This window comes from Pseudomonas sivasensis, assembly GCF_021391435.1.
GTDB lineage: Bacteria > Pseudomonadota > Gammaproteobacteria > Pseudomonadales > Pseudomonadaceae > Aquipseudomonas > Aquipseudomonas sivasensis.
Window position 1 is genome coordinate 5,917,750 of record NZ_CP090029.1, and the last position, 25,630, is coordinate 5,943,379.

At 60.2% G+C, this 25,630-nt stretch carries 26 protein-coding genes; 13 read left to right on the forward strand and 13 right to left on the reverse strand.

What is annotated here, in order from left to right:
* Positions 1–14: 14 nt before the first annotated feature.
* Positions 15–338, forward strand: coding sequence for a DUF3392 domain-containing protein (locus tag LRO94_RS26970; RefSeq protein WP_032884141.1), 324 nt, complete (start codon positions 15–17; stop codon positions 336–338).
* Between the two features lie 140 nt (positions 339–478).
* Here LRO94_RS26970 and trmB read toward each other — a convergent pair whose 3' ends face one another.
* The 4 genes from trmB to LRO94_RS26990 form a co-directional block, all read right to left on the reverse strand.
* Positions 479–1,207 carry a tRNA (guanosine(46)-N7)-methyltransferase TrmB gene (gene trmB / locus LRO94_RS26975; protein WP_032884142.1) on the reverse strand — a complete coding sequence of 243 codons (729 nt, stop codon included), beginning with the start codon at positions 1,205–1,207 and terminating at the stop codon, positions 479–481.
* 9 nt (positions 1,208–1,216) lie between these two features.
* On the reverse strand, positions 1,217–2,011 hold the full coding sequence (locus LRO94_RS26980) for a thiazole synthase (protein ID WP_032884143.1): 795 nt from the start codon (positions 2,009–2,011) through the stop codon (positions 1,217–1,219).
* A 48-nt stretch (positions 2,012–2,059) separates the two neighbouring features.
* Positions 2,060–2,260 (reverse strand): sulfur carrier protein ThiS, encoded by a 201-nt coding sequence (gene thiS / locus LRO94_RS26985; protein WP_032884144.1) that lies wholly within the window; start codon positions 2,258–2,260, stop codon positions 2,060–2,062.
* 71 nt (positions 2,261–2,331) lie between these two features.
* Positions 2,332–2,709, reverse strand: coding sequence for a DUF423 domain-containing protein (locus LRO94_RS26990; RefSeq protein ID WP_032884146.1), 378 nt, complete (start codon positions 2,707–2,709; stop codon positions 2,332–2,334).
* A gap of 74 nt (positions 2,710–2,783) precedes the next feature.
* On the opposite strand from LRO94_RS26990, the gene mtgA reads away from it, so the two are divergent.
* The gene (gene mtgA / locus LRO94_RS26995; RefSeq protein ID WP_032884148.1) at positions 2,784–3,506 is read left to right on the forward strand and encodes a monofunctional biosynthetic peptidoglycan transglycosylase; all 723 of its coding nucleotides are present in this window, start codon (positions 2,784–2,786) and stop codon (positions 3,504–3,506) included.
* Between the two features lie 120 nt (positions 3,507–3,626).
* On the opposite strand, the gene rpoH is transcribed toward mtgA, so the two are convergent.
* The 4 genes from rpoH to ftsY form a co-directional block, all read right to left on the reverse strand.
* On the reverse strand, positions 3,627–4,481 hold the full coding sequence (rpoH, locus tag LRO94_RS27000; protein WP_003176698.1) for an RNA polymerase sigma factor RpoH: 855 nt from the start codon (positions 4,479–4,481) through the stop codon (positions 3,627–3,629).
* 129 nt (positions 4,482–4,610) lie between these two features.
* The gene (gene ftsX, locus LRO94_RS27005) at positions 4,611–5,633 is read right to left on the reverse strand and encodes a permease-like cell division protein FtsX (RefSeq protein ID WP_032884149.1); all 1,023 of its coding nucleotides are present in this window, start codon (positions 5,631–5,633) and stop codon (positions 4,611–4,613) included.
* On the reverse strand, positions 5,630–6,301 hold the full coding sequence (gene ftsE / locus LRO94_RS27010; protein ID WP_003213784.1) for a cell division ATP-binding protein FtsE: 672 nt from the start codon (positions 6,299–6,301) through the stop codon (positions 5,630–5,632). Before ftsE ends, ftsX begins: the two co-directional genes overlap by 4 nt.
* Entirely contained in the window at positions 6,298–7,701 is a 1,404-nt protein-coding gene (gene ftsY / locus LRO94_RS27015) for a signal recognition particle-docking protein FtsY (protein WP_032884150.1), read from the reverse strand. The genes ftsE and ftsY overlap by 4 nt, the downstream gene beginning before the upstream one ends.
* 233 nt (positions 7,702–7,934) lie before the next feature.
* Between ftsY and LRO94_RS27020 the strand changes: the two genes are divergently transcribed.
* From LRO94_RS27020 to LRO94_RS27035, 4 genes are all read left to right on the forward strand, one after another.
* Positions 7,935–9,290, forward strand: coding sequence for a M16 family metallopeptidase (locus tag LRO94_RS27020; protein ID WP_032884151.1), 1,356 nt, complete (start codon positions 7,935–7,937; stop codon positions 9,288–9,290).
* Positions 9,283–10,767, forward strand: a complete 1,485-nt coding sequence (locus LRO94_RS27025) for a M16 family metallopeptidase (protein ID WP_032884154.1) — start codon at positions 9,283–9,285, stop codon at positions 10,765–10,767. The genes LRO94_RS27020 and LRO94_RS27025 overlap by 8 nt, the downstream gene beginning before the upstream one ends.
* The gene (gene rsmD / locus LRO94_RS27030; protein WP_032884156.1) at positions 10,767–11,378 is read left to right on the forward strand and encodes a 16S rRNA (guanine(966)-N(2))-methyltransferase RsmD; all 612 of its coding nucleotides are present in this window, start codon (positions 10,767–10,769) and stop codon (positions 11,376–11,378) included. Before LRO94_RS27025 ends, rsmD begins: the two co-directional genes overlap by 1 nt.
* Before the next feature lie 193 nt (positions 11,379–11,571).
* Complete coding sequence (locus LRO94_RS27035; protein ID WP_099601699.1) at positions 11,572–12,567, forward strand: hydrolase; 996 nt, start codon at positions 11,572–11,574, stop codon at positions 12,565–12,567.
* 120 nt (positions 12,568–12,687) lie between these two features.
* On the opposite strand, the gene LRO94_RS27040 is transcribed toward LRO94_RS27035, so the two are convergent.
* Positions 12,688–13,542, reverse strand: a complete 855-nt coding sequence (locus LRO94_RS27040; protein WP_095185137.1) for a sulfurtransferase — start codon at positions 13,540–13,542, stop codon at positions 12,688–12,690.
* A 31-nt stretch (positions 13,543–13,573) separates the two neighbouring features.
* Positions 13,574–14,245, reverse strand: coding sequence for a TetR/AcrR family transcriptional regulator (locus LRO94_RS27045; protein WP_095185138.1), 672 nt, complete (start codon positions 14,243–14,245; stop codon positions 13,574–13,576).
* Between the two features lie 146 nt (positions 14,246–14,391).
* On the opposite strand from LRO94_RS27045, the gene LRO94_RS27050 reads away from it, so the two are divergent.
* The 5 genes from LRO94_RS27050 to LRO94_RS27070 all read left to right on the forward strand — a co-directional run bounded on the left by LRO94_RS27050 (position 14,392) and on the right by LRO94_RS27070 (position 19,124).
* Entirely contained in the window at positions 14,392–15,819 is a 1,428-nt protein-coding gene (locus LRO94_RS27050) for a coniferyl aldehyde dehydrogenase (RefSeq protein ID WP_032884164.1), read from the forward strand.
* A 28-nt stretch (positions 15,820–15,847) separates the two neighbouring features.
* Positions 15,848–16,393, forward strand: a complete 546-nt coding sequence (locus LRO94_RS27055; RefSeq protein WP_095185140.1) for a twin-arginine translocation pathway signal protein — start codon at positions 15,848–15,850, stop codon at positions 16,391–16,393.
* Between the two features lie 39 nt (positions 16,394–16,432).
* Entirely contained in the window at positions 16,433–18,028 is a 1,596-nt protein-coding gene (locus LRO94_RS27060; RefSeq protein ID WP_179179777.1) for a GMC family oxidoreductase, read from the forward strand.
* A gap of 103 nt (positions 18,029–18,131) precedes the next feature.
* On the forward strand, positions 18,132–18,611 hold the full coding sequence (gene coaD, locus LRO94_RS27065; RefSeq protein ID WP_003176711.1) for a pantetheine-phosphate adenylyltransferase: 480 nt from the start codon (positions 18,132–18,134) through the stop codon (positions 18,609–18,611).
* A gap of 261 nt (positions 18,612–18,872) precedes the next feature.
* Positions 18,873–19,124 carry a YfhL family 4Fe-4S dicluster ferredoxin gene (locus tag LRO94_RS27070; RefSeq protein ID WP_032884168.1) on the forward strand — a complete coding sequence of 84 codons (252 nt, stop codon included), beginning with the start codon at positions 18,873–18,875 and terminating at the stop codon, positions 19,122–19,124.
* Positions 19,125–19,241: 117 nt separating this feature from the next.
* Here LRO94_RS27070 and mutM read toward each other — a convergent pair whose 3' ends face one another.
* Both mutM and LRO94_RS27080 read right to left on the reverse strand, forming a co-directional pair.
* Positions 19,242–20,054, reverse strand: coding sequence for a bifunctional DNA-formamidopyrimidine glycosylase/DNA-(apurinic or apyrimidinic site) lyase (mutM, locus tag LRO94_RS27075; RefSeq protein ID WP_095185142.1), 813 nt, complete (start codon positions 20,052–20,054; stop codon positions 19,242–19,244).
* A gap of 22 nt (positions 20,055–20,076) precedes the next feature.
* Positions 20,077–20,943 carry an HDOD domain-containing protein gene (locus LRO94_RS27080; protein WP_032884170.1) on the reverse strand — a complete coding sequence of 289 codons (867 nt, stop codon included), beginning with the start codon at positions 20,941–20,943 and terminating at the stop codon, positions 20,077–20,079.
* Between the two features lie 169 nt (positions 20,944–21,112).
* Here LRO94_RS27080 and LRO94_RS27085 point away from each other — a divergent pair, with 169 nt between their 5' ends.
* Together LRO94_RS27085 and LRO94_RS27090 are read left to right on the forward strand one after the other, a co-directional pair.
* Positions 21,113–22,309 carry a class I SAM-dependent rRNA methyltransferase gene (locus LRO94_RS27085; RefSeq protein ID WP_003213799.1) on the forward strand — a complete coding sequence of 399 codons (1,197 nt, stop codon included), beginning with the start codon at positions 21,113–21,115 and terminating at the stop codon, positions 22,307–22,309.
* A gap of 250 nt (positions 22,310–22,559) precedes the next feature.
* Entirely contained in the window at positions 22,560–23,720 is a 1,161-nt protein-coding gene (locus LRO94_RS27090; RefSeq protein WP_179179776.1) for an MFS transporter, read from the forward strand.
* On the opposite strand, the gene LRO94_RS27095 is transcribed toward LRO94_RS27090, so the two are convergent.
* Complete coding sequence (locus LRO94_RS27095; protein WP_122681963.1) at positions 23,717–25,450, reverse strand: DUF4153 domain-containing protein; 1,734 nt, start codon at positions 25,448–25,450, stop codon at positions 23,717–23,719. The genes LRO94_RS27090 and LRO94_RS27095 overlap by 4 nt on opposite strands.
* Positions 25,451–25,630 lie beyond the last annotated feature (180 nt).

Below are 25,630 nucleotides of genomic sequence, written 5' to 3' on the forward strand. Positions count from 1 at the left end.
TCTAAGGAATTCGAATGGATTTGGTACTCGACCTGCTCGCCACCGTATCCCGCTGGAGCCGCAGCAACCTGTCGGAAATCTCCCTAGCGCTCGTGGGCTGTTTGCTGGTGCTGTTCGGCGCAGATATCAAGGGCTGGGTCGAAGCACGCCTGGGCAGCATCGCCGGCGCCTTGCGGGTCCCGCTGATGGCATTGGTGTGCATGGTCGGCAGCGGCGCTGCATTGATCTACGCCACACCGTGGATTGTGCGGGGCTTGAGCCAGTTCAATAACTACAGCCTGGCGCCGGTGTTGGTGGTGGTGCTGGTGTTGATTGGCGTCGTCGCCGATCGCCGCTGACCTCAAATCCAATACAAAACAACTGTGGGAGGGGGCTTGCCCCCGATAGCGGTGGATCAGTCACTTTGATGTCGACTGACACTCCGCTATCGGGGGCAAGCCCCCTCCCACATTGAATTGCATTTCAAGTCAGTGGCGAGTTACGCCAGCTTCTCGAACTTCAAATCCCACACCCCATGCCCCAGCCGCTCGCCACGGCGTTCGAACTTGGTGATCGGACGCTCAGCCGGGCGCGGCACGCATTTGCCATCTTCGGCCAGGTTGCGGTAGCCAGGGGCAACGTCCATCACTTCCAGCATGTATTCGGCATACGGCTCCCAGTCGGTGGCCATGTGCAGGATGCCGCCAACCTTGAGCTTGCTGCGCACCAGTTCCGCGAAGGAAGCCTGGACGATGCGGCGTTTGTGGTGGCGGGATTTATGCCATGGGTCCGGGAAGAACAGCATCAGGCGGTCGAGGCTGTTGTCGGCGATGCAACGGTTAAGCACTTCAATCGCGTCGCAGTCGTAGACCCGCAGGTTAGTCAGGCCTTGAGTCAGGACGCCGTTAAGCAGTGCGCCGACACCTGGGCGGTGTACTTCCACGCCAATGAAGTCCTGGTCCGGCGCCGCAGCGGCCATTTCCAGCAGGGAGTGGCCCATGCCGAAGCCGATTTCCAGTGAGCGCGGGGCCGAACGGCCAAACACTTGGTCGTAGTCCACGGGCGCATCGGCCAAGGGCAATACGAACAGTGGCGTGCCCTGCTCCAGACCTTTTTGCTGCCCTTCGGTCATACGACCGGCGCGCATCACAAAGCTCTTGATGCGGCGATGCTTGGACTCGTCGCCTGCTTCTTCCACGGTGTTCGGCGTTTCGTTTGATTCAGTCATCAATGGCTCTTACTTGATCAGACCATCCAGCGGCGAAGAGGCGCTGGCGTAGAGTTTTTTCGGCATGCGCCCGGCGAGGTAAGCCAGGCGGCCTGCGACGATGGCGTGTTTCATGGCTTCGGCCATCATGATCGGTTGCTGAGCATGGGCGATGGCGGAGTTCATCAGCACAGCGTCGCAACCCAGCTCCATGGCGATGGTCGCGTCGGAGGCAGTGCCTACGCCCGCATCCACCAGTACGGGGATCTTGGCTTCTTCGAGGATGATCTGCAGGTTGTACGGATTGCAGATACCCAGGCCGGAACCGATCAGACCGGCCAGCGGCATCACGGCGATGCAGCCGATTTCCGCCAATTGACGGGCGATGATCGGGTCATCACTGGTGTAGACCATCACGTCGAAGCCTTCCTTGACCAGGGTTTCAGCGGCCTTGAGGGTTTCGATCACGTTGGGGAACAGGGTTTTCTGATCGGCCAGCACTTCCAGCTTCACCAGGTTGTGACCATCAAGCAGCTCACGGGCCAGGCGGCAGGTGCGCACGGCTTCAATGGCGTCATAGCAACCGGCGGTGTTCGGTAGGAAGGTGTAGCGATCCGGCGACAGCACTTCGAGCAGGTTCGGCTCGCCCTCGATCTGACCGAGGTTGGTGCGGCGTACGGCGAAGGTCACGATTTCAGCGCCCGAGGCTTCGATGGCCAGGCGGGTTTCTTCCATGTCGCGGTACTTGCCGGTGCCGACCAGCAAGCGGGACTGGTAGGTACGACCGGCCAGGACGAAGGGCTTGTCGCTACGAACGATGCTCATGGGAAATCCTCGAAATGGGGTGAGGTTCTGCAGAATTCGGGCAGGCGACTAGCCGCCGCCGATGGCGTGGACCACTTCAACCTGATCACCTTCGGTGAGCGCAGTCTCGGCGTGGAGGCTACGCGGAACGATATCCAGGTTGAGCTCCACTGCGACGCGACGCCCGGTCAGGTCCAGACGGGTCAGCAGGGCCGAAACGGTTTCACCGTCGGGCAGTTCAAAGGATTCGCCGTTCAACAGAATGCGCATGCCGCGGGCCGCCATCGTTTTTAGGGGCCAGCATTCTAGCTTGATTGGCGTTGCCGGCCCAAGTCCCTTGGTCAGACGACCTGCAAGCGCCAGGCAAACAAACCGAGGAAGAACCAGCCGAGCAAGAACGCCAGGCCACCGAACGGCGTGATGATGCCGAGCTTGCTGATACCGGTCATGGTCAGCGCGTAGAGGCTGCCGGAAAACAGCAGGATACCGATGACAAACGAGATACCGGCCCAAGTCACCAGGCGGCCGGGAAGATGGGCGGCCAGCAACGCCACGCCGAACAGCGCCAGTGTGTGCACCAGTTGGTAGGTCACTCCGGTATGGAAGATCGCCAGGTACTCGGCGCTCAGACGGTTTTTCAGGCCGTGGGCGGCAAACGCACCCAAGGCCACACCGGTGAAGCCGAAAAACGCGGCCAGCATCAGAAAGCTACGCAGCATAGGGAACTCCAGTCAGACTCATCGGGCAGGGTCTGTATAATGGCCCGCTCAACGGGTTCGGCCAAGCCATCTCTATGCTGCGTCTCCTATTCAAACGCTTTCTCAACGTCGTGAAATGGTTTGCCATCGGCAGTGTTTTGCTGGTGCTGCTGTTTCGTGTCGTCCCGCCGCCCTTCACTGCCCTAATGGTGGAGCGCAAGGTCGAATCCTGGTTCGACGGCGAACCCATTGACCTGCAGCGCACCTGGGTGCCGTGGGACGAGATCTCCGATGAGCTCAAAGTGGCGGTGATGGCCGGTGAAGACCAGCGCTTCCCGCAGCATTGGGGCTTTGATTTCGGCGCGATCCAGGCGGCGATCCTGCACAACGAGCGCGGCGGTTCGATTCGCGGCGCCAGTACGTTGAGTCAGCAGGTGTCGAAGAATCTGTTCCTGTGGGCTGGCCGCAGTTATTTGCGCAAAGGGCTGGAGGCCTGGTTTACCGGGTTGATCGAGGTGCTGTGGCCCAAGCAACGGATTCTTGAGGTGTACCTCAATAGCGTGGAATGGGATGAAGGCGTATTCGGCGCGGAGGCGGCGGCACGGCATCACTTCGGCGTAAGCGCCAAGGGCTTGTCCCGGCAGCAGGCCAGCTATTTAGCGGCGGTGTTGCCTAACCCACGGGTATGGAGTGCCAGCCACCCGACCGCTTATGTGGCGCGGCGGGCGGCGTGGATTCGCCAGCAGATGAGCCAGCTAGGCGGAGATGGTTATCTGGTGGAACTGAACAACTCGCGCAAAGCGCCTTGGTCCGACTGATACAACACAAAAAAATGTGGGAGGACGCTTGCTCCCGATAGCGCTGGATCAGTCATTTTGATGTCGACTGACACTCTGCTATCGGGGGCAAACCCCCTCCCACATTTTTAAGCGGCGCTTTTAAGCGGCGATCGACAACTTCAGCTTGTTCATCGCGCTTTTCTCAAGCTGACGAATTCGCTCGGCCGACACGTTGTACTTCTGCGCCAAGTCGTGCAGCGTGGCTTTTTCTTCCGCCAGCCAGCGCTGGTAGAGGATGTCACGACTGCGGTCGTCCAACACTTCCAGCGCTTCGTGCAGGTTGTGGTTGGAATTGTCGCTCCAGTCGGCGTCTTCCAGTTGACGCGCCGGGTCGTACCGGTGGTCTTCCAGATAGTTGGCCGGCGATTGGAAGGCGCTGTCGTCGTCCGCTTCCGCGGCCGGATCGAAGGCCATGTCATGGCCGGTCAGGCGACTTTCCATTTCGCGCACTTCACGGGGCTCCACACCGAGGCTTTCGGCCACGCGGTGGACTTCCTCGTTGTTCAGCCACGCCAGGCGTTTCTTCTGGCTACGCAGGTTGAAGAACAGCTTGCGCTGGGCCTTGGTGGTCGCGACTTTCACAATGCGCCAGTTGCGCAGGATGAACTCGTGGATTTCCGCCTTGATCCAGTGCACGGCAAACGACACCAGGCGCACGCCCATCTCAGGGTTGAAGCGCTTTACAGCCTTCATCAGGCCGACGTTGCCTTCCTGAATCAAGTCAGCCTGGGCCAACCCGTAGCCGCTATAGCTACGGGCGATATGTACGACAAAACGCAGGTGGGCGAGCACCATCTGCCGAGCCGCCCCCAAATCCTGCTCATAGTAGAGACTCTCGGCCAGTTCACGCTCCTGCTCGGGCGTCAGCAATGGAATGCTGTTGACCGTGTGCACATAGGCTTCCAGGTTCGCACCAGGGACCAAGGCATAAGCAGGTTGCAAAGAAGTGGTCATACGAAAAAACCTCCGACTCACATAACTCGTGCAGTTCAGCACTGCGAAAATTGACCGGGAACCGTAGGACAAGTTCCCTAAACCACTGATACGGTCAATACAAACGAAACCACATTAATCTGACATTAACTACTTCGGTGCCAGCTCACGTAAATGCCGTGCGACCGCAATCCAGGCACCGATATAACCCAACAATACCGCGCCAAGCAAGAGCGACAGACCATCGGCCACCGGTACCCCGGCCAGGGCAAAATCACTGCCGTACAAGCCGGCAAGCCCAACGACTGCGTCGTTCAGCCAGTTCAGGCCGAACGCCAGCACGCCCCAGGACAAAATCCCCGCACCCAGGCCATAAAGCGCACCCATGTACAGAAAAGGCCGACGCACATAGCTGTCCGTGCCGCCGACCAGTTTAATCACTTCTATCTCGATGCGACGGTTTTCAATATGAAGACGAATGGTATTACCTATCACCAAAAGTAATGCAGACACCAACAGCACCGTCAGGCCGAACACAAAACGGTCGCCGAGCTTGAGGATCGCCGCCAGGCGCTCTACCCAGACTAGATCAAGTTGCGCCTGTTGCACCTTCGGCATCTCTGCGAGTTTTTGCCGCAGGGCTTCAAGGGCCGGCTTGTCGACTTCATTCGGGGTCACCAGCACCACGCCGGGAAGTGGGTTCTGCGGCAGCTCTTTAAGCGCCTCGCCCAGGCCGGACTGCTGTTGGAACTCCTCAAGGGCCTGGTCGCGGCTAACGTACTCGGCGTCCGCGACGCCCGGCATATTCTTGATATCGTCCCGTAGCGCTTCGCCTTCCTTGGTACTGGCATCCAGGTTCAAGTACAGCGAAATCTGCGCCGCACGCTGCCAGGAACCGCCCAAACGCTCCACATTATTAAGCAGCAGCGACAAGCCCATCGGCAGGCTCAAGGCCACAGCCATCACCAGGCAGGTGAAAAAGCTGCCGATCGGCTGTTTGCCCAGACGGCGCAAGCTGTCCAGCAGGCTGGCGCGGTGGCTTTCGATCCAGGCGCGCAGCAAGGTGCTGAAGTCCGGGCCGTCGTCATCGTCGTGTTTTTTCTTTTTCGGTTGCGGGTCGGCCGGTTTTGGCGCAACGCGCTCGGAAACCTTAGGGCTACGTGTGGCACTCATACGCCAGCCTCCCCGTCACCGATCAGGCGACCGCGCTGCAGGGTCAGCATGCGGTGGCGCATGCGGGCGATCAACGCCAGGTCGTGGCTGGCGATCAATACGCTGGTGCCCAGGCGGTTGATGTCTTCGAACACCCCCATGATCTCGGCCGCCAGACGCGGGTCGAGGTTACCGGTAGGTTCGTCCGCCAGCAGCAAGGCCGGGCGATGGACGATGGCGCGGGCGATGCCGACGCGCTGCTGCTGACCAGTCGAGAGGTCGCCGGGGTAGAGGTCGGTCTTGTCCGACAGCGCCACGCGCTCCAGGGCAGAATCCACACGCTTGACGATTTCGGCCTTGGACAACCCAAGAATCTGCAGCGGCAGCGCAATGTTGTTGAACACCGTGCGATCGAACAGTAACTGGTGGTTCTGGAACACCACGCCGATCTGGCGGCGCAGGAACGGGATCTGCGCATTACTGATGGTGGCCAGGTCCTGGCCGGCGAGCAGTAACTTGCCGGTAGTCGGGCGTTCCATGGCCAGCAGCAGGCGCAACAGCGTACTTTTGCCGGCCCCCGAGTGACCGGTGACAAACAAGAACTCGCCGCGACGCACTCGAAAGCTCAGCTCATGCAAGCCGACATGCCCGTTGGCATAGCGTTTACCGACCTGTTCGAATCGAATCATGAACGCTCCCGCTCGGCAAACAGTGCCTGTACAAAGGGTTCGGCTTCAAAGGTGCGCAGGTCGTCGATGCCTTCACCGACGCCGATATAACGAATCGGCAACCCGAACTGCTTGGCCAAGGCGAAGATCACACCGCCTTTGGCCGTGCCGTCGAGCTTAGTCAACGCGAGGCCGGTCAGTTGGACCGTCTGGTTGAATTGTTTGGCCTGGCTGATAGCGTTCTGGCCGGTACCAGCGTCCAGCACCAGCAGCACTTCGTGCGGCGCGTCAGCGTCGAGCTTGCCGATAACGCGGCGGACTTTCTTCAGCTCTTCCATCAGGTTGTCTTTGGTGTGCAGACGACCAGCGGTATCCGCGATCAGCACATCGATGTTACGAGCCTTGGCGGCTTGCACGGCGTCAAAGATCACCGAGGCGGAATCGGCACCCGTGTGCTGGGCGATCACCGGAATCTTGTTGCGCTCACCCCAGACCTGCAATTGCTCAACGGCAGCGGCGCGGAAGGTGTCGCCGGCAGCGAGCATGACTTTCTTGCCTTCCGATTGCAGTTTCTTGGCCAGTTTGCCGATGGTGGTGGTCTTGCCGGCGCCGTTGACGCCCACTACCAGGATCACGAACGGCTTGTTCGGGGTGATCACCAGCGGTGCTTCCACGGGCTTGAGCATCGCCGCCAGTTCGGCCTGCAAGGATTTGTAGAGTGCATCGGCATCGGTCAGCTGCTTGCGTGCGACCTTTTGGGTCAGGCTCTGGATGATCACCGCGGTGGCTTCGACGCCCACGTCGGCGGTCAGCAGACGGGTTTCAATGTCTTCCAGCAGTTCGTCATCAATGACCTTCTTGCCCAGGAACAGGCTGGCCATGCCTTCGCCGATGCTGGCGCTGGTCTTGCTCAGGCCTTGCTTGAGACGAGCGAAGAAGCCGGTCTTGCTTGTTTCGGCGGGTGGGGCGATGGGCTCTGGCTCGACAACCTCGATAACTTGGGCAGGCTCAGCGGCCACAACAGGCGCAGGAACCGGGACTTCCACGGCGAGTGGCGCTTCGGCCACCACCTCGACCGGCTCAACCACCGCAGGAATCGGCGGGGCCACGTGCTCAGCCTGTATGTCTTCGACCAACGCCACGGGCTCTTCGGCCACTGGCAACTCAGGCCACGGCTTGTGCTCAGGCTCAGGCTCGGCCTCAACCACTGGCTGCAACACCGGCTCAGCCATCGGCAACACCACCGGCGCAGGCACTTCGGCAACCGGCTCGGCTTCTACTATAGGTTCGGGGATCGGCTCAGCTTGAACCTGTGGCTGTTCGACAACGGTTTCCTGCGGCTTTTTGCGCAGCCATCCGAACAGGCCTTTCTTCTCGCCAGCCGCAGCTGGGGTCTTCTTGTCGTCGTTGGAACCAAACATGGAGACGGCTATCTCAAGGTAGCGAAGTGCCAGAGCGGCACGTCGGTAAATAAAATTCGATGCGTAACAGACTGTTTTTTAGCCAGCTCGTTCATGCGCAACATTTTGTAAGGCCTAAATAGGGCCTCAACAAGACTGCCGCAGTGGCCGTCCGTATATTCGACCAGTATCCTAGCACCTCCTCGCCCGCTGACGCTAAGACCAAGCGGGCAGCCCAACAGGTTTAAAAACGAATGAATGCTCTAGCCCGCCGCGCCGCAGGCCTGCTGTTCAGCACAGTTTGTCTGCCTCTTACAGCCTTGGCTGCCGACCCACAACCCACCCATGAATTCACCCTGGACAACGGCCTCAAGGTCGTCGTGCGCGAAGATCATCGCGCCCCGGTGGTGGTTTCCCAGGTTTGGTACAAAGTGGGTTCGAGCTACGAAACCCCGGGCCAGACTGGTTTGTCCCACGCCTTGGAACACATGATGTTCAAGGGCAGCGCCAAAGTCGGCCCCGGCGAAGCCTCGCTGATCCTGCGCGACCTGGGTGCCGAAGAAAACGCGTTCACCAGCGATGACTACACCGCTTATTACCAAGTCCTGGCCCGTGACCGCCTGGGCGTGGCCTTCGAACTTGAAGCCGACCGCATGGCAAGCCTGCGTCTACCGGCCGACGAGTTCAGCCGCGAAATCGAGGTTATTAAAGAAGAACGTCGCCTGCGCACCGACGACAACCCGATGTCCAAGGCCTACGAGCGCTTCAAGGCCATGGCCTTCCCAGCCAGCGGCTACCACACGCCGACCATCGGCTGGATGGCCGATCTGGACCGCATGAAGGTCGAAGAACTGCGCCACTGGTACCAATCCTGGTACGTGCCGAACAACGCCACCCTGGTGGTAGTCGGCGACGTAACTCCGGACGAGGTGAAAAACCTGGCCCAACGCTACTTTGGCCCGATCCCCAAGCGTGACGTACCGCCCGCGAAGATCCCGATGGAGCTGGCTGAACCCGGCGAGCGCCTGCTGACGATGCACGTGCAGACCCAATTGCCGAGCGTGATGCTCGGTTTCAACGTTCCTGGCCTGGCGACTGCCGAAGACAAACGCTCGGTGCAAGCCCTGCGCCTGATTTCGGCCCTGTTGGATGGCGGCTACAGTGCGCGCATCTCGGAGCAGTTGGAACGCGGTGAAGAGCTGGTTTCGGCAGCCTCCACCAATTACGACGCTTATACCCGCGGCGACACCCTGTTCATGCTGTCGGCCACCCCAAACCAGCAGAAGAAAAAGACCGTTGCCCAAGCCGAAGCCGGCCTGTGGCGACTGCTCGAAGAACTCAAAGCCAAGCCGCCAACCGCCGAAGAACTGGAACGCATCCGCGCTCAGGTCATCGCCGGCCTGGTCTATCAGCGTGACTCCATCACCAGCCAGGCCACGGCCATCGGCTCCCTGGAAACTGTCGGCCTGTCCTGGAAGCTGATGGACAGTGAACTCGCCGACCTGCAAAGCGTGACGCCTGAAGATATCCAGAAGGCCGCGCGTACTTATTTCACCCGCGAGCGTCTGAGCGTCGCCCATGTTCTGCCTGAGGAGACTGCTCATGAGTGATCGCAAAAGCCTGATCCTGCCTGGCCTGATCGCCGTTACCCTGATCGCGGCGAGCGCCGTGTATTTCCTGCGCCCAAGTGAATCGGTCGCGAGCCCGGCGCTTGAAAAAGCCCAGTCAGCCAACAAACTGCAATCCTTGGCGGAGTTGGACGGCAAGGCACCCACCAACCGCAAGCTCGACGTGCAAACCTGGACCACCGCCGAAGGCGCCAAGGTGCTGTTTGTTGAGGCTCATGAACTGCCGATGTTCGACATGCGCATCCTGTTCGCCGCCGGCAGCAGCCAGGATGGCGATGTGCAGGGCCTGGCGTTGATGACCAACGCCATGCTCAACGAAGGCATACCGGGCAAGGACGTCAGCCAGATCGCCAGTGGTTTTGAAGGCCTGGGCGCCGACTTCGGCAATGGCGCTTACCGCGACATGGCACTGGTATCCCTGCGCAGCCTGAGTGCAAGCGATAAACGCGACGCCGCCCTGGCGCTGTTTGACGACGTGATCGGCAAGCCGACCTTTCCGGCCGACTCCCTGGCCCGCATCAAGAATCAGATCCTCGCCGGCTTCGAATATCAGAAGCAAAACCCCGGCAAACTCGCCAGCCTGGAGCTGTTCAAGCGCTTGTACGGCGATCACCCTTATGCGCACCCGAGCGAAGGCACACCTGAAAGCGTGCCGAAAATTAGCCAGGCGCAGTTGCAGGCGTTCCACGCCAAGGCGTACGCCGCCGGTAATGCGGTGATTGCGGTGGTAGGCGACCTGACCCGCGCCGAAGCTGAAGCCATGACCGCAAAGGTGTCCGCATCGCTGCCTAAAGGCCCGGCCCTGGCGAAGATTGCCCAGCCGACTGAACCAAAGGCCGGCCTGAGCCATATCGAGTTCCCATCCAAGCAGACGCACTTGCTGTTCGCCCAACTCGGCATCGACCGCGCCGACCCGGACTACGCGGCCTTGTCCCTGGGTAACCAGATCCTCGGCGGCGGTGGTTTCGGCACCCGTTTGATGAGCGAAGTACGTGAAAAGCGTGGCCTGACCTACGGTGTTTACTCCGGTTTTTCACCGATGCAGGTACGCGGTCCGTTCATGATCAACCTGCAGACACGCGCCGAAATGAGCGGCGGCACCCTGCGCCTGGTCGAAGACGTCGTGGCCGATTACCTCAAGAACGGTCCGACGCAAAAAGAGCTGGATGACGCCAAGCGCGAGCTGGCCGGCAGCTTCCCGCTGTCTACCGCCAGCAACGCCGATATCGTCGGTCAGCTGGGCGCCATGGGTTTCTATAACCTGCCGCTGAGCTATCTGGAAGATTTCATGAAACAATCCCAGGCCCTGACCGTAGAGCAGGTCAAGGCTGCAATGAATAAACACTTGAGCGCCGATAAGATGGTCATCGTGACCGCCGGCCCGACGATTGCGCAAAAGCCACTACCGCCCCCCACTGATAAACCCGCCGAGCAGCCGCTCGGGGTTCCGGAGCATTAATGGCCAGTTCATCTCGCCCGAAAAAACCTGTCCACAACGTACACAACGGTGTGGGCCAACTGCGCATCATTGGCGGTGAATGGGGCAGCCGCAAGCTGAGCTTCCCCGATGTCGTGGGCCTGCGCCCAACGCCGGATCGCGTGCGTGAAACCCTGTTCAACTGGCTCGCGCCGTATATCGCGGGCGCTAAGGTCTTGGACCCGTTCGCCGGCAGTGGCGCACTGTTCCTGGAGGCGTTGTCCCGTGGCGCGTCTCAGGCACAGGCGCTGGATGCCAGCAATGTGGCGGTCTCCAGCCTCAAGGAACACCTGGGCACCCTGCGTTGCACCAATGGCCAGGTACAAACTGCCGATGCTCTGCGCTACCTGGAAACCCAGGCGGCCAGCGAGTACGACGTAGTGTTCCTCGACCCGCCGTTTAACCAGAACCTCTTGCCGACCGTGTGCACGCTGCTGGAAGAACGCCAATGGCTGGCGCCCGACGCTTGGATCTACACTGAAAGCGAGACTGCGCCATCTTCCTTGGGACTGCCGGGCGCGTGGCGACTGCACCGGGAGCAGAAATCCGGGCGGGTGTATTACGCGTTGTGGCATCGGTTGGTCGAGAACTGAGAGCAATCCAGCTTTTGTGGTGAACGGGCTTGCGCCGCGCTGGGCTGCGGAGCGGCCCCAATAAAAACACCGCGCACCATCAGCTAGAACTCGGTCGCTTGGTCTGGGGCCGCTCCGCAGCCCCGCGCGGGGCAAGCCCGCTCACCACAGAAGCCTGCTCACCACAGCAAACGCGCTTGCCACAGAGATCTGCATGACCCCTTCCTCTGAAAAATTCACCCCCGCCTTCGGCCTCGGCAACCCTCACCTGCAAACCCTGTGGGGGCCGCTGTGGCGCCCTACCACCCATATCGAACGCCAACGCGAACGCCTGTGGCTGGAAGACGGCGACTTTCTCGACCTCGACTGGCATGGCCCGCATGACGCGCAGGCGCCGTTGGTGCTGGTGCTGCATGGGCTGACCGGCTCGTCCAATTCCCCCTATGTAGCCGGCCTGCAAAAAGTCCTCGCAGCGCAAGGCTGGGCCAGTGCGGCCTTGAACTGGCGTGGTTGCTCGGGCGAGCCCAACCTGTTGGCCCGCAGCTATCACTCGGGCGCCAGCGAAGACCTGGCCGCCGCCATTGCGCATCTACGCGCCAAGCGCCCGCTGGCGCCGCTGTATGCGGTGGGTTATTCGCTGGGTGGCAATGTGCTGCTTAAGCACCTGGGGGAAACCGGCGAGGCATCCGGGTTGCAAGGGGCGGCGGCGGTGTCGGTGCCGTTTCGCCTGGACCAGTGTGCGGACCGCATCGGGATAGGCTTCTCGCGCGTTTACCAGAAGCACTTCATGCGCGAGATGCTCGCGTATATCCGCGTCAAGCAGCGTCAGTTTTTGCAGGATGGTCGGGAGGACGGGCTGAAAACCCTGGATGCGCTCGGCTCACTGGAGAAGATGCGTACCTTCTGGGACTTCGATGGCCGGGTCACCGCGCCGCTGCACGGGTTCTTGAGTGCCGAGGACTATTACCGCCGCGCGTCGAGTCGCTACTACCTGGGTGCTATACGCACGCCGACGTTGATTATCCAGGCTGCCGACGACCCGTTCGTATTCGCCCACAGCTTGCCCGAGGCCAGCGAGCTGTCGGCGTGCACCGAGTTTGAGCTGACGGCCAAAGGTGGGCACGTGGGCTTCGTCGATGGCTCACTGAAACGCCCCAGCTACTACTTGGAGCGGCGCATTCCCCAATGGTTACTGTCAAAACACGGTTAAACATGTGGGAGGGGGCTCGCCCCCGATTGCGGTGGAACAGTCAATAATGTGTCGACTGATACTCCGTAATCGGGGGCAAGCCCCCTCCCACATTTGGATTGGGTTTACACGACCGGTAAATCAGTCGCCAGTCGCAATTGCCCGCGCAGGATCGGTAATCCACTCGCTCCACGACCCCGCATACAACTTGCCCAACGGATAACCCGCCAGACTCAGGGCGAACAGGTTGTGGCAGGCCGTCACACCCGAGCCGCAGTACGCCACCAGATCTTCCGGCGAGCGGCCTTGCAACTGCGCGGCGAAGCGTTGCCTGAGTTGGTCGGCCGGCAGGAAACGTCCATCGCTGCCCAGGTTTTCGTTGAACGCCGCACATTGCGCACCGGGGATATGCCCGGCAATCGGATCAATAGGTTCAACGTCACCGCGAAAACGCGCTTGGGCACGGGCATCGATCAAGGTCAGGCCGGGTTGGCCCAAGCGTTTTTGCAGGTGTTCGGCGTCCAGCAACAGATGATTGTCCGGCGTACCCGCGAAGGTGCCAGGCTCTGTCACCGGCGCGTCCAGGCTCAACGGGAAACCAGCTACATGCCAGGCCTTGAGGCCGCCATCCAGGATAAACACGCCATCGCGCTTGCCCAGCCAGGCCAGCAGCCACCAGGCGCGGGCGGCAAATGCGCCGGGGCCGTCGTCATAGAGCACCACGTCGGTAGTGGCATGGATGCCCCAGGCCCGCAATTGCTCGGCAAAAGTGTCCGCCGCCGGCAATGGGTGGCGGCCGGTCACACCCTTGATTACCGGGCCGCTGAGATGGCGTTCCAGGTCGGCATATTGCGCGCCGTCGATATGCCCTTCGGCGTAGCTGCAAAGTCCGTAATCCGGGTCTTCCAGGGCAAAACGACAGTCCAGGATCACCAGCCCGGTCGACTTCTGGCGCTCGGCCAATTGCTGGGGACTGATCAGTTGGGCAAGCGGCATGACGAACTCCTACGAATGCAGTGGGAAAGGCCTACTTCACTTCTTCCAGTGCCTGGTTCAGCGGCACGTAAAACTCTTTGAACAGCGCATCCACGTCCTCTTTCGCCTGAGGCGTGACAAAACCGGCCTCCAGCACCAGCACCTGATACACCCCGCGCTTGATGGCTTCGGCGCTCAAATGGGCAGAATTTTCATTGGTGGTGCACAGAAAACGCACCCACGACGTGAGGATGATCCAGGCGTTGAGGGTCAGAGCTTCGGTTTGAACAGGGTCCATATTGAGGATGCCAGCGTCGACGAACCCCCGGTAGATCGCATTGCCTTGGGTCAGGCAACGCTGGGAAAAGCGCCGATAACCGGTGGCGAGCTCGGGATCGCTCTCCAGCAGATGTTCAAGGTCGCGATGCAGGAAGCGATAGCGCCACATCCCTGCCAATAGGGCCTGCAGGTAGAAACGTTTGTCTTGAACCGTCGCGGCGCGCCCCTGTGGCGGACGCAGAAAACTGTCTACCAGCGCTTCGTACTCACGGAACAGCACGGCGATGATCGCCTGCTTGTTGGGGAAGTGGTAGTACAGGTTGCCCGGCGAAATTTCCATATGGGCGGCGATATGGTTGGTGCTGATACTGCGCTCACCCTGCTGGTTAAAAAGCTCCAGGCTGGTTTGCACAATGCGCTCGCTGGTCTTTACTCGTGGTGCCATAGGGGAATCAGCTTCTATACACGTGATGGCGCATCTTACGACCTATCCTTGCCAGGATAAATCTGCATGTTGCCGCAATGTTATTTGACAATTTAGAGCAATGACTCTAAAAATCCAGGCAGACCAATAACAATCGGTGCTGCGCCATGTCTGCCAACGTTGCCTACCTGCAAGATTCCCAGGTGCTGGATCAGCTCCAGGGCCTGTTCGACGCTCAACGTCGCGCCTACGCCGCCAACCCCATGCCGCCGGCAGCACAACGCCAGCAATGGCTCAAGGCCCTGCGCGACCTGCTCAGCGACGAGCGTCAGGCGCTGATCAACGCAATCAGCCAGGACTTCAGCCACCGCAGCGCCGACGAGACGCTTTTCGCCGAATTGATGCCAAGCCTGCATGGCATTCACTACGCCAGCAAACACCTCAAAGGGTGGATGAAACCTTCCCGCCGTGCTGTAGGCATTGCCTTTCAACCGGCCTCAGCCAAGGTCATTTACCAACCGCTGGGCGTGGTCGGGGTGATCGTGCCGTGGAACTACCCGCTGTACCTGGCCATCGGACCGTTGGTCGGCGCGTTGGCGGCAGGTAACCGGGTGATGCTCAAGCTCAGCGAGTCCACTCCCGCAACCGGCGAACTACTCAAAACCCTGTTGGCGAAAATCTTCCCCGAGGATCTTGTGTGCGTGGTGTTGGGGGAAGCCGACGTGGGCATGGCGTTTTCCAAGCTGCGCTTCGACCACCTGCTGTTCACCGGCGCCACCAGTATCGGCAAACACGTGATGCGCGCAGCGGCCGAGCACCTCACGCCGGTCACCCTGGAGCTGGGCGGCAAGTCGCCAGCCATCGTTTCCGCCGATGTACCGCTCAAGGACGCCGCCGAACGCATCGCCTTCGGCAAAGCCTTGAATGCCGGGCAAACCTGTGTGGCGCCGGATTACGTGCTGGTGCCAGAAGACCGTGTCGAGGGCTTCGTCGAGGCTTACAGCAAAGCCGTTCGCGGATTTTATCCGACCCTGGCAGACAACCCGGACTACACCGCAATCATCAATGAACGGCAATTGGCTCGGCTCAATAGCTACGTCAAGGACGCCACCGATAAAGGCGCGACGCTGATTCCGCTGTACGAGCAAGGCCAGGCGCGCCGCATGGCCCACAGCCTGCTGCTGGATGTCAGCGACGACATGACTGTGATGCAGGACGAGATCTTCGGCCCAGTGCTGCCGATCGTGCCGTATCGCGGTATCGACCAGGCGTTTGCCTACATCAACCAACGCCCTCGCCCGCTTGCTCTGTATTACTTCGGCTACGACAAGGGCGAACAGAACAGAGTGCTGCACGAGACCCATTCCGGCGGCGTGTGCCTGAACGACACCCTGCTGCACGTGGCCCAGGACGACATGCCATTTGGCGGCATCGGCCCTTCGGGCATGGGCCATTACCACGGGCATGAAGGTTTCCTGACCTTCAGCAAGGCTAAGGGTGTGCTGGTGAAGCAGCGCCTGAACGCCGCTAAGTTGATCTACCCGCCTTATGGCAAGGCTATTCAGAAGTTGATCCAGAAGCTGTTCGTTCGCTGACACCGCCACCCACGGGATAACAATAACAATGAACCCTAGCCTCACTGATTCACCCGCGCTGTCGCGGCGCGGCGTCTTGAAAATCGGCCTGTGCGCCAGCGCTTTCCTCGCCACCGCTGGGCTTGGCGCCAGCCTCAGCGGCTGTTCCAGCAGCACACCGGCCAGCGGCTTTGCCCTGTTGCGCAGCAGCGATCTGCCGTTTTTACGCGCGGTTATTCCGGTATTGCTGGAAGGTGTAGCCAGCGCCCAGGAAGTTGCCAACGGCGTTGAAGACACTCTGAAAAAACTCGATTTCAGCCTGCAGCGCCTGTCGCCCGAGATGTTCAAGCTCACCCAGCAGCTGTTCGACGTATTGGGCATGGCCATCACCCGAGGTCCGTTGACCGGTATCTGGGGCAGTTGGGAGAACGCCAGCACAGAGCAGATCCACAACTTCCTGCACCGCTGGGAAAACAGCTACCTGAACCTGCTGCGCATGGGCCAGGGCTCATTGCTAAAGCTGGTGATCATGGCCTGGTACTTCCAGCCCGCATCCTGGGCCCATTGCGGCTATCCCGGCCCGCCGAAGATCTGATCCGCATCCCCTCAACAATAAAAACAAGAGACGATCCTGATGCCCGTACCCGATCTGTTCCGCGAAGGCCTGGCCCGTGGCTGGAAAACCCACAACGGCGCCGCCCTCGACAATGACCTGACGCTGGAAGCCGACGTCGCCATCATCGGCAGCGGCGCCGGTGGCGGCACCACGGCCGAGATCCTCACCGCCGCCGGCTATAAAGTGCTGCTGATCGAGGAAGGCCCACTCAAGACCAGCAGCGACTTCAAGTTGCTGGAGGACGAGGCCTACACCAGCCTGTATCAGGAAGGCATCGGCCGCATGAGCAAGGACGGCGCGATTACTATCCTGCAGGGTCGGGCAGTGGGCGGCACCACGTTGATCAACTGGACCTCCAGCTTCCGCACACCGGACGCCACCCTCTCTCACTGGGCCAGTGAATACGCGGTCAAAGGCCACAGCAGCGCCGAGATGGCGCCGTGGTTCGAAAAAATGGAACAACGCCTGGGCATCGCGCCTTGGGCCATGCCGCCGAACGCCAACAATGACGTGATCCGCAAAGGCTGCGAAAAACTTGGCTACAGCTGGCATGTGATCCCGCGCAATGTGCGTGGCTGTTTCAACCTGGGCTATTGCGGCATGGGTTGCCCGGTCAATGCCAAGCAATCGATGCTGGTGACCACCATACCGTCCACCCTGGAGAAAGGCGGCGAGTTGCTCTACCTGGCCCGCGCCGAACACCTCAAATACAGCGGCGACACGATCAGCAGCCTGGAATGCGTGGCCATGGATGAGCGCTGCGTATCGCCGACCGGGCGCAAGATCACAGTCAAGGCAAAACACTACGTCCTGTCGGGCGGCGGTATCAACAGCCCGGCGTTGCTGATGCGCTCGGACGCACCCGACCCGCACTCGCGCTTGGGCAAGCGCACCTTTTTGCACCTTGTGAATTTCTCCGCCGGGTTGTTCGACGAGGTGATCAACCCGTTCTACGGTGCACCGCAGTCGATCTACTCCGATCACTTCCAATGGCAGGACGGCACGACCGGCAAAATGTCCTACAAGCTGGAAGCGCCGCCCTTACACCCAGGATTGGCCAGCACGCTGTTCGGCGGTTACGGCACCGGGAATGCGCTGGACATGAGCCAATTGCCGAATACTCACGCCATGCTCGCCCTTTTGCGCGACGGTTTTCACCCCGACAGCCCTGGTGGAACGGTAGATTTGCGGGGCGACGGCACTCCCGTTCTCGATTATCAGGTTTCACCCTACGCCTGGGACGGCCTGCGCCGGGCCTTTCACAGCATGGCCGAAATTCAGTTTGCAGCGGGGGCCAAGTCGGTCAAGCCGCTGCATCACGATGCGCGCTACGTAAAGACCTTGGCGCAAGCCCGCGAACTGATTGACGGTTTGAACCTGGAACTGCATCGCACGACCCTGGGCAGCGCCCATGTGATGGGCGGTTGCGCGATGGGTGAAGACCCGAAAAACGCCGTGGCCGACAGCCTGGGTCGCCATCACCAATTACGTAATCTGTCGATCCACGATGGCTCGTTATTCCCCACCAGCATTGGGGCCAACCCCCAATTGTCGGTGTACGGATTGACCGCCCAACTGGCCACAGCATTGGCCGAACGTCTGAAAACAGCATGAAAAAACGCTCGATCAGCGGCATGTATCTACATAAGTCGACTTGGCCGACCGGGATGGCTGCGATACCATCCGGTTCCCCAACGGACTCCGCCAGGACGACGCGATGAACCGAGTGTTGTACCCAGGAACCTTCGACCCGATTACCAAAGGCCATGGCGATCTGGTCGAACGCGCCTCTCGCTTGTTCGACCATGTGATCATCGCGGTCGCGGCCAGCCCCAAGAAAAACCCGCTGTTTCCCCTGGAACAGCGCGTGGAGCTGGCGCGTGAGGTCACCAAGCACCTGCCTAACGTCGAAGTCGTGGGCTTTTCGACGCTGCTGGCGCACTTTGCCAAAGAGCAGAACGCCAATGTGTTCCTGCGCGGCCTACGTGCGGTATCGGACTTCGAATACGAATTCCAACTGGCCAACATGAACCGCCAACTGGCGCCGGACGTTGAGAGCCTGTTCCTCACGCCTTCGGAACGTTATTCGTTCATTTCCTCGACGTTAGTCCGTGAAATCGCTGCTTTGGGCGGAGATATCACCAAGTTCGTGCACCCTGCCGTGGCGGACGCGCTGACGCTGCGCTTCAAGAAGTAGCCGAGGTTTGCCGGTTTACCTGTAGTGAGCGGGCTTGCCCCGCGCCGGGCTGAGAAGCCCCCAATAAGAGCACTGCGTAGCTTTAGGTGAACCCCGGTCGCCTGGATTGGGGCTAATTCGCAGCCCAGCGCGGGGCAAGCCCGCTCACCACAAAAATCAAAAGCCACAAGTCAGACCGGCTCGCACTGCGGGCGCCAATGCGGCACAATTGCGCGCATTAGTTTTCAGATGCCCTGGCTGACAGCCCTGGCAGGAGTTTCCATGTCCCTGATCATCACCGACGATTGCATCAATTGCGACGTCTGCGAACCCGAGTGCCCGAACGCTGCCATTTCCCAAGGTGAGGAGATCTACGTGATCGATCCGAACCTGTGCACCCAGTGTGTCGGCCACTATGACGAACCTCAGTGCCAACAGGTGTGCCCGGTGGATTGCATTCCGCTGGATGAGGCGCGTCCGGAGACTGAAGAGGAACTGATGGAGAAGTACCGGAAGATTACCGGTAAGGCCTGAGGTTCTTCAGCGCCTGTCAGGGCCTTATCGGGGACAAGCCCCCTCCCACACTTGTAATGCATTTCAAATGTGGGAGGGGGCTTGCCCCCGATGGTTATATCCGCCATCACACAACAATCAGCTCTGGCACTTGGGGCAAAACACACTCGCCCGCTGCCCCAGCACCACGTTGCGCAGCTCAGTCCCACAGACCTTGCACGCCTCGCCACCCCGGCCGTAGACGAACAACTCCTGCTGGAAATACCCCGGCTGCCCATCCCCGCCGATAAAGTCCCGCAACGTGGTGCCGCCCCGCTCAATGGCAGCCGCCAGCACGCGTTTGATCTCAATCGCCAGCTTCAAATACCGCCCGCGTGAAATACCACCCGCCTCACGACGCGGATCAATCCCCGCCGCAAACAGCGCTTCCGTCGCATAGATATTGCCCACGCCCACCACCACCGCGTTGTCCATGATGAACGGCTTAACCGCCATCGACCGCCTGCGGGACAGTTGAAACAAGCGCTCGCCATCAAACAGGTCCGTCAACGGCTCCGGCCCCAGACGGATCAGCAACTCATGGTTGTGCGGATCCTGGCTCCAGAGCATCGCGCCAAAGCGCCGTGGGTCGGTGTAGCGCAGGGCCATGCCCGATTCCAGCTCGATATCCACATGCTCATGCTTGGCCGCTGGCATACCGACTTCCACCAGGCGCAAATTGCCTGACATGCCCAAGTGGCTGATCAAGGTGCCCACCTCGGCATTGATCAACAGGTACTTGGCCCGCCGCTCTACCAGCACGATGCGCTGCCCGGACAGGCGCACGTCCAAGTCTTCCGGGATTGGCCAGCGCAGGCGCCGCTCACGTACCACTACGCGGCTGACGCGCTGGCCTTCCAGGTGCGGCGCAATCCCGCGCCGGGTGGTTTCGACTTCTGGTAACTCGGGCATGTGTACCTCTTGAAGGGGGGAGTCAGTGCGCGCCCAGTTCGCGGATCGACAACTTCATACTCTCGAAGTCGTAATCCGACAGGCCCACGTAGTCCAGCACCAGAGGGCCGATGGCGTTCCACTCATGGTCAACCGACTGGTTGCCCAGCACCCGGTAGGACGAACAGATGTGCTCGGCCATCTTCAGGATTGCCAGCAGGTTCTTCACCTGCGGGTTGCGCGACGACTCATCGCTGAAAACCGCCAGGGCGTTGTGGTGGTTGGCGATGGCATCGGTCACATGTTCCGGCAGGCGCCAGGACTTGGCGGTGTAGTAGCCAACCACCGCATGGTTGGTGTTGAACGCATTGTTCTCGGTGTCGACCACGCGGCAGTCAGGGCCGGCATTGGCGTAGGCCTGCTCCAGCACGGTCATATAGTTGGGGAAGCGCTTGAGCATCAACGGCACCCCGCAATCGTGGAACAAGCCCAAGGCATAGGCCTCGTCTACGGTCTGGGAACCCGTGCGCTTGGCCAGTGTGAGGCAGGTCATGGCCACATCCTGGGCGGTGTCCCAGAAGCGGTTGAGGGTGACGATGGTGTCGTCGCTCATCTCGCCCCTGATGGACTGCGCGTTGATCAGGTTGATGATCGACCGGCTGCCCAACAGGTTCACTGCGCGCTGGATCGAGGCAATCTTGTTACTCAGACCGTAATACGGTGAGTTGACAATCTTCAGCAACGCGCCGGACAGGCCGGGATCCTGGGAGATCAACCGTGCGATCACTTCCAGGTCCGGGTCAGGCATGTACTGCTCCATTTGCAAATCCACCATGATTTGCGGTTGGGGCGGTACGCTGATGCCTTGCAGGGCCTGCTGGATCTGTTCGGCGGAAAGCTCTTGGGACATAAGTACACACTCTGGGCTAGGCGAGGATTCTACCCCCTAAGCAAAGCTGACCGACACCTCAAAAACCGGATGGAGCCGGACCAAATTTGGGTGCTGGCCACATGTCCGGCGGCGCCGCGATTTCCTACGCAACAAGGTATACTCCCGCTCTTTTTTCCGGAGCGACGTCATGTCCCTGCCAAGCCTGCGTCTCAAAGCCAACGCCGATCGTCGTTTGCGCAACGGCCACCTGTGGGTCTACAGCAACGAAATCGATGTGGCCGCCACACCTCTTCACGGCTTCCAGGCAGGCGACCAGGCTATCCTGGAAGCGGCCGGCGGCAAGACCCTGGGCATCGTGGCCATGAGCCCGAACAACCTGATCTGCGCACGCCTGCTGTCGCGCGATATCAAGTTGCCGCTGGACAAGTCGCTACTGGTGCACCGCATCAACGTTGCCCTGTCCCTGCGTGATCGCCTGTTCGACAAGCCGTTCTACCGCCTGGTCTACGGCGATTCCGACCTGCTGCCGGGCCTGGTAGTCGACCGTTTCGGCGACATCCTGGTGGTGCAGATCGCTTCGGCGACCATGGAAGCCCATAAGGAAGACGTGATCGCCGCACTGACCCAAGTGCTCAAGCCGAGCGGCATCCTGTTCAAGAACGACTCCGCCGCGCGCGACGCCGAAGGCCTCAACCGCTACGTCGAAACCGTGTTCGGCCTGGTGCCTGAGTGGGTCGCGCTGGAAGAAAACGGCGTGAAATTCGAAGCCCCAGTGATCCAAGGCCAGAAAACCGGCTGGTTCTATGACCACCGCATGAACCGCGCACGCCTGGCCCCATACGCCAAAGGCAAACGCGTACTCGACCTGTACAGCTACATCGGCGGCTGGGGCGTGCAAGCAGCGGCCTTCGGCGCCAGTGAAGTGTTCTGCGTCGACGCTTCCGCCTTCGCCCTCGACGGCGTAGAGCGCAACGCTGCGCTGAACGGCGTTGCCGAAAAAATGACCTGCATCGAAGGCGACGTCTTCGAAGCGCTGAAAGAACTGAAAGCCAGCGAAGAGCGTTTCGACGTGATCGTCGCCGACCCACCGGCCTTCATCAAACGCAAAAAAGACATGAAGAACGGCGAAGGCGCCTACCGCCGCCTGAACGAGCAAGCCATGCGTCTGCTCAGCAAGGACGGCATCCTGGTCAGCGCCTCGTGCTCCATGCACCTGCCGGAAGACGACCTGCAGAACATTCTGCTGACCAGCGCCCGTCATCTGGACCGCAATATCCAGATGCTTGAGCGTGGCGGCCAGGGTCCGGATCACCCGGTGCACCCGGCAATTGCCGAGACACGCTACATCAAGAGCATTACGTGCCGGTTGTTGCCGAATAGCTAACAGGCAAGCACAGATAAAAATGTGGGAGGGGGCTTGCTCCCGATAGCCGTGTGTCAGCCAGCTAATAGGGGGCTGACACTACGCAATCGGGGGCAAGCCCCCTCCCACATTTGTTTTGTGGTTGCCGTGAAAACGTTTCATACCCAAGCAAGCCACGTCCATTCAGGAAATTTCTCTCAACGCTTTTGATTGAATTCCACTTTTCGCAGACTAGTATCGGTTTCTGGTTTTACTCCGGAAAACAAAAACAATGTCTGGGCCGTCTCTCTCCCGCTTCATCCTAATCACCTGCATTTCCCTGATCAGCTTCTTCCCGATCAATATCCTGCTGCCCTCGTTTCCCGCCCTGTCTGCCCAGTTCGATACGCCCAGCGCAGACATCGCACTGTCCATCAGCCTGTTCACTTTGGTGTTTTCGATCTCCCAACTGGTCACTGGCCCGCTGTCGGATAAATGGGGCCGCAAGGAAGTGCTGCTCGGCTGCATCACGCTGTCGATCCTCGGGGCGATAGGCTGCGCAATGGCCCCGGATTACCTGACGTTCCTGCTGTTTCGCACGGTGCAGGCCATGGGGTGCGGCTTCTTCGTGTTGGGCCATGCACTGGTGGAAGACCTGTTCGACGAACAGGACCGAGCCCGGGTACGCCTCTATTACATGACCCTGAGCGGCTCATTTGTCGCCCTAGCACCACTGATCGGCTCCTGGCTGCAAACCACCTTCGACTGGCAAGGGAGCTTCTATGGGTTTGCGCTCATGGCATTGGGCATGTTGATCCATGCGTTCTGCATTCTGCCTTCCCAGGCTGCCAGCCCGCACCGCGCACCCGTTTCGATCCTGAGCACGCTCAAAGCAGTCGCCGCCAATCGCGACTTTCTGCGCTATTGGTGGATCGCCGCCCTGGTGTTTGCCTGCTATTTCGCCTTGATCAGCGTGACACCGCTGATTTTCATGGATGCGCTGAAGCTGTCCGAGTACCAATATGCGTTGGTGCTGATGGTGTATGGCGTGGCCTACTTGCTCGGGGGCGTCGCAGCCTCGCACCTGCAAAAACGCATGACGCTGTCCCGGCAAATCAACATCGGTCTCGGACTACTGCTCGTTGCTGGCGCACTGTTAACCCTGATCGTGAGCCTGAAAGCCATCAGCACCGTGACCTTGCTCATCCCAATGCTGATCAGCGCCCTGGCCGTCACCCTGGTTCGGCCTGCTGCGATTTCCGCAGCGATGCTGTTGTTCTCAAGCAGTGCGGGCACCGCGGCATCGGCCGGGAACAGCATCATGTTTCTCACGGCGGCCATCAGCAGCGCCGCACTGGCACAGGCCGGCGATTATCTGCTCATCACCATCGCCATCGGTTTTATTGTGCTCAGCCTGTGGGGGCTGATGACCAACAGCCGTGCGGGCCGCTAAGGCTCCCGAATCACCGGCGTAAGCAGCATATCGCTGGTCTGCAACTGCAAATAACGGGGTTTGACCAGCGAAACCTTTCCTTCGCGGATATCGTGGATCAGCGTCTCCGTGTCGACATAACCGTCCGGCAGCTGCGTCCACAACAACGGACCACGATCGTCCCATTCGCCCTTCTCATCCAGCACGAAAATGCGTGGCGGCTTGGAGTCGTGACGATAACTGGTGCTCGGCATTGCCAGCACTTCGGGTTGGCCATCCTGATCCAGGTCGACCGCCCACAGCACGCAACCCAACTCGCAAGGGGAGTCCGTGCTCAGGCTGAGCTCGGCAAATTGCTCGCTACCTTTGGGCTCCGGGCCGATCCATTCCAGTTCGGGCTTGGGCCGCTCCGCCTGTTCCTTTGCATAGCGCTCGGTGAAACTCAGCGCCGTGTCGTCCATCCGCTCACGCAAGGCGCGGCGTGAATCCGGGTCCAGAATGCGTTCCTGATCCAAGTCGACCTGTAACTTTGCAAACGCCTCCTCGCCTGCTTTCTCCAGGCCAAACCGCAAGTAGTCCGCATCGAACGCTTCAGCCTTGGTGCGCCCGTCGAGCAAACGCCGGACCTGATCGTCGACGCTCAAACGTACCGGATCGAGGATTGGCGTATTGACCAACACCACCAGCCCACAAAACAGCAACGCCAGGGCCGGGTTGGTCACCCGCAAGTTGGCGAGCCAGATCGGCGAACGCAACACCACCGCCCAAACGGCCGCCAGGCCATACAAGCCACACAATAGCGCCGCCGCCAGCGCAATGAAGCGTTGTGGCGACAAGGCATATTGCTCCACCCGCAGCCAGCTCGAATAAAACGCGATGGCGGCGAGAATCGGCAGACACAGCAGGCTCAACTCGATAAAACGCGTTAACCATTTGGGGTACGGCCGAGGCTGAACACCCTCCTGAAAAACACCGTTGAGCAAGAACAGTTGCGCACCTGCCAGCACCAGAAGAATGGGCGTTGAATAACCCGTCGCCCAAATTCGTTGGAGCCCGGTGAACGGTAAAGTCAGGGTAAAGAGCAGACTGATCAGGGCGATCAACGGCAACAACAAGCCACAGGCGCTGAACAGCATGCCGCGCATCTGGCCGATGACTTTCTCGCTGCGCGCCGCCAGGTACATGCCCAGGGCGAACACCAACGGCAAGCTGATGCACAGGAATCGCTGGCTCCAGAAGTGATGCTCAAAAAATTCGATGCCCAGCATCAGGAACAGTCGGCCCCATAGCTTGAGCAACAACATGAACACCCCCACCAGGATCAGGGCGTACAGCACGATGAACACGCTGTTCCAGGCCTGCTGAAACAGGTCCTCATAACGCCAGCGCTGCCCTTTTTCGGCGGGCCAGGCGAACAGAAACGTGGCACAGACATAACTCAACAACATCACGCTGATAAACCAGGAATTGATCGCCCAACGGCTATTGCCGACATGGTCGAGGCCGTAACAGACCCACAGCGTCATGCCGCCCATCAACAGGGTGAACGCCAGCGTAGGTAGCAGCGACCGCCACCGCAGGGCTTTTTCCCCCAGCAACTGCAAGGTGGTACCGCCGACCAACACAACGGTGTAGGTGACAAAAAACAGAGTTTCGCTCAAGCGATAGAGCTGATCGGAGTAATTGAAGACGATTCCCTGGATCAGACCGATCAGCAGGTAAAACCCAAGAAAACGATGGATACCGGGCATTCCAATTCCTTTGGAGGGGGGTGGGGGGCAAAGGGTCGCTAGTCTAAACAAAGCCCACGGACATGAGTATTGCCCCGTTCCCTCCAGCCGCCAGCGGTGTAGAATCGGCCCTATTCATCGCCAGTCATCCCCCGGCGGGTTTATGAGCTCAAGGCCAATGCGCACGGCGATCCCGTCACG

What these genes read in the sequence shown, in the direction of transcription:
- LRO94_RS27020 (WP_032884151.1), top strand. Translation starts at nt 7,935, where the DNA reads ATGAATGCTCTAGCCCGCCGCGCCGCAGGCCTGCTGTTCAGCACAGTT.
- LRO94_RS27040 (WP_095185137.1), bottom strand. Translation starts at nt 13,542, where the DNA reads ATGCCGCTTGCCCAACTGATCAGTCCCCAGCAATTGGCCGAGCGCCAG.
- LRO94_RS27095 (WP_122681963.1), bottom strand. Translation starts at nt 25,450, where the DNA reads ATGCCCGGTATCCATCGTTTTCTTGGGTTTTACCTGCTGATCGGTCTG.
- ftsY (WP_032884150.1), bottom strand. Translation starts at nt 7,701, where the DNA reads ATGTTTGGTTCCAACGACGACAAGAAGACCCCAGCTGCGGCTGGCGAG.
- mtgA (WP_032884148.1), top strand. Translation starts at nt 2,784, where the DNA reads ATGCTGCGTCTCCTATTCAAACGCTTTCTCAACGTCGTGAAATGGTTT.
- LRO94_RS27085 (WP_003213799.1), top strand. Translation starts at nt 21,113, where the DNA reads ATGTCCCTGCCAAGCCTGCGTCTCAAAGCCAACGCCGATCGTCGTTTG.
- LRO94_RS27055 (WP_095185140.1), top strand. Translation starts at nt 15,848, where the DNA reads ATGAACCCTAGCCTCACTGATTCACCCGCGCTGTCGCGGCGCGGCGTC.
- rpoH (WP_003176698.1), bottom strand. Translation starts at nt 4,481, where the DNA reads ATGACCACTTCTTTGCAACCTGCTTATGCCTTGGTCCCTGGTGCGAAC.
- thiS (WP_032884144.1), bottom strand. Translation starts at nt 2,260, where the DNA reads ATGCGCATTCTGTTGAACGGCGAATCCTTTGAACTGCCCGACGGTGAA.
- LRO94_RS27090 (WP_179179776.1), top strand. Translation starts at nt 22,560, where the DNA reads ATGTCTGGGCCGTCTCTCTCCCGCTTCATCCTAATCACCTGCATTTCC.
- LRO94_RS27080 (WP_032884170.1), bottom strand. Translation starts at nt 20,943, where the DNA reads ATGTCCCAAGAGCTTTCCGCCGAACAGATCCAGCAGGCCCTGCAAGGC.
- trmB (WP_032884142.1), bottom strand. Translation starts at nt 1,207, where the DNA reads ATGACTGAATCAAACGAAACGCCGAACACCGTGGAAGAAGCAGGCGAC.
- LRO94_RS26970 (WP_032884141.1), top strand. Translation starts at nt 15, where the DNA reads ATGGATTTGGTACTCGACCTGCTCGCCACCGTATCCCGCTGGAGCCGC.
- LRO94_RS27045 (WP_095185138.1), bottom strand. Translation starts at nt 14,245, where the DNA reads ATGGCACCACGAGTAAAGACCAGCGAGCGCATTGTGCAAACCAGCCTG.
- rsmD (WP_032884156.1), top strand. Translation starts at nt 10,767, where the DNA reads ATGGCCAGTTCATCTCGCCCGAAAAAACCTGTCCACAACGTACACAAC.
- LRO94_RS27060 (WP_179179777.1), top strand. Translation starts at nt 16,433, where the DNA reads ATGCCCGTACCCGATCTGTTCCGCGAAGGCCTGGCCCGTGGCTGGAAA.
- LRO94_RS26990 (WP_032884146.1), bottom strand. Translation starts at nt 2,709, where the DNA reads ATGCTGCGTAGCTTTCTGATGCTGGCCGCGTTTTTCGGCTTCACCGGT.
- LRO94_RS26980 (WP_032884143.1), bottom strand. Translation starts at nt 2,011, where the DNA reads ATGAGCATCGTTCGTAGCGACAAGCCCTTCGTCCTGGCCGGTCGTACC.
- LRO94_RS27035 (WP_099601699.1), top strand. Translation starts at nt 11,572, where the DNA reads ATGACCCCTTCCTCTGAAAAATTCACCCCCGCCTTCGGCCTCGGCAAC.
- LRO94_RS27070 (WP_032884168.1), top strand. Translation starts at nt 18,873, where the DNA reads ATGTCCCTGATCATCACCGACGATTGCATCAATTGCGACGTCTGCGAA.
- mutM (WP_095185142.1), bottom strand. Translation starts at nt 20,054, where the DNA reads ATGCCCGAGTTACCAGAAGTCGAAACCACCCGGCGCGGGATTGCGCCG.
- ftsE (WP_003213784.1), bottom strand. Translation starts at nt 6,301, where the DNA reads ATGATTCGATTCGAACAGGTCGGTAAACGCTATGCCAACGGGCATGTC.
- LRO94_RS27050 (WP_032884164.1), top strand. Translation starts at nt 14,392, where the DNA reads ATGTCTGCCAACGTTGCCTACCTGCAAGATTCCCAGGTGCTGGATCAG.
- coaD (WP_003176711.1), top strand. Translation starts at nt 18,132, where the DNA reads ATGAACCGAGTGTTGTACCCAGGAACCTTCGACCCGATTACCAAAGGC.
- LRO94_RS27025 (WP_032884154.1), top strand. Translation starts at nt 9,283, where the DNA reads ATGAGTGATCGCAAAAGCCTGATCCTGCCTGGCCTGATCGCCGTTACC.
- ftsX (WP_032884149.1), bottom strand. Translation starts at nt 5,633, where the DNA reads ATGAGTGCCACACGTAGCCCTAAGGTTTCCGAGCGCGTTGCGCCAAAA.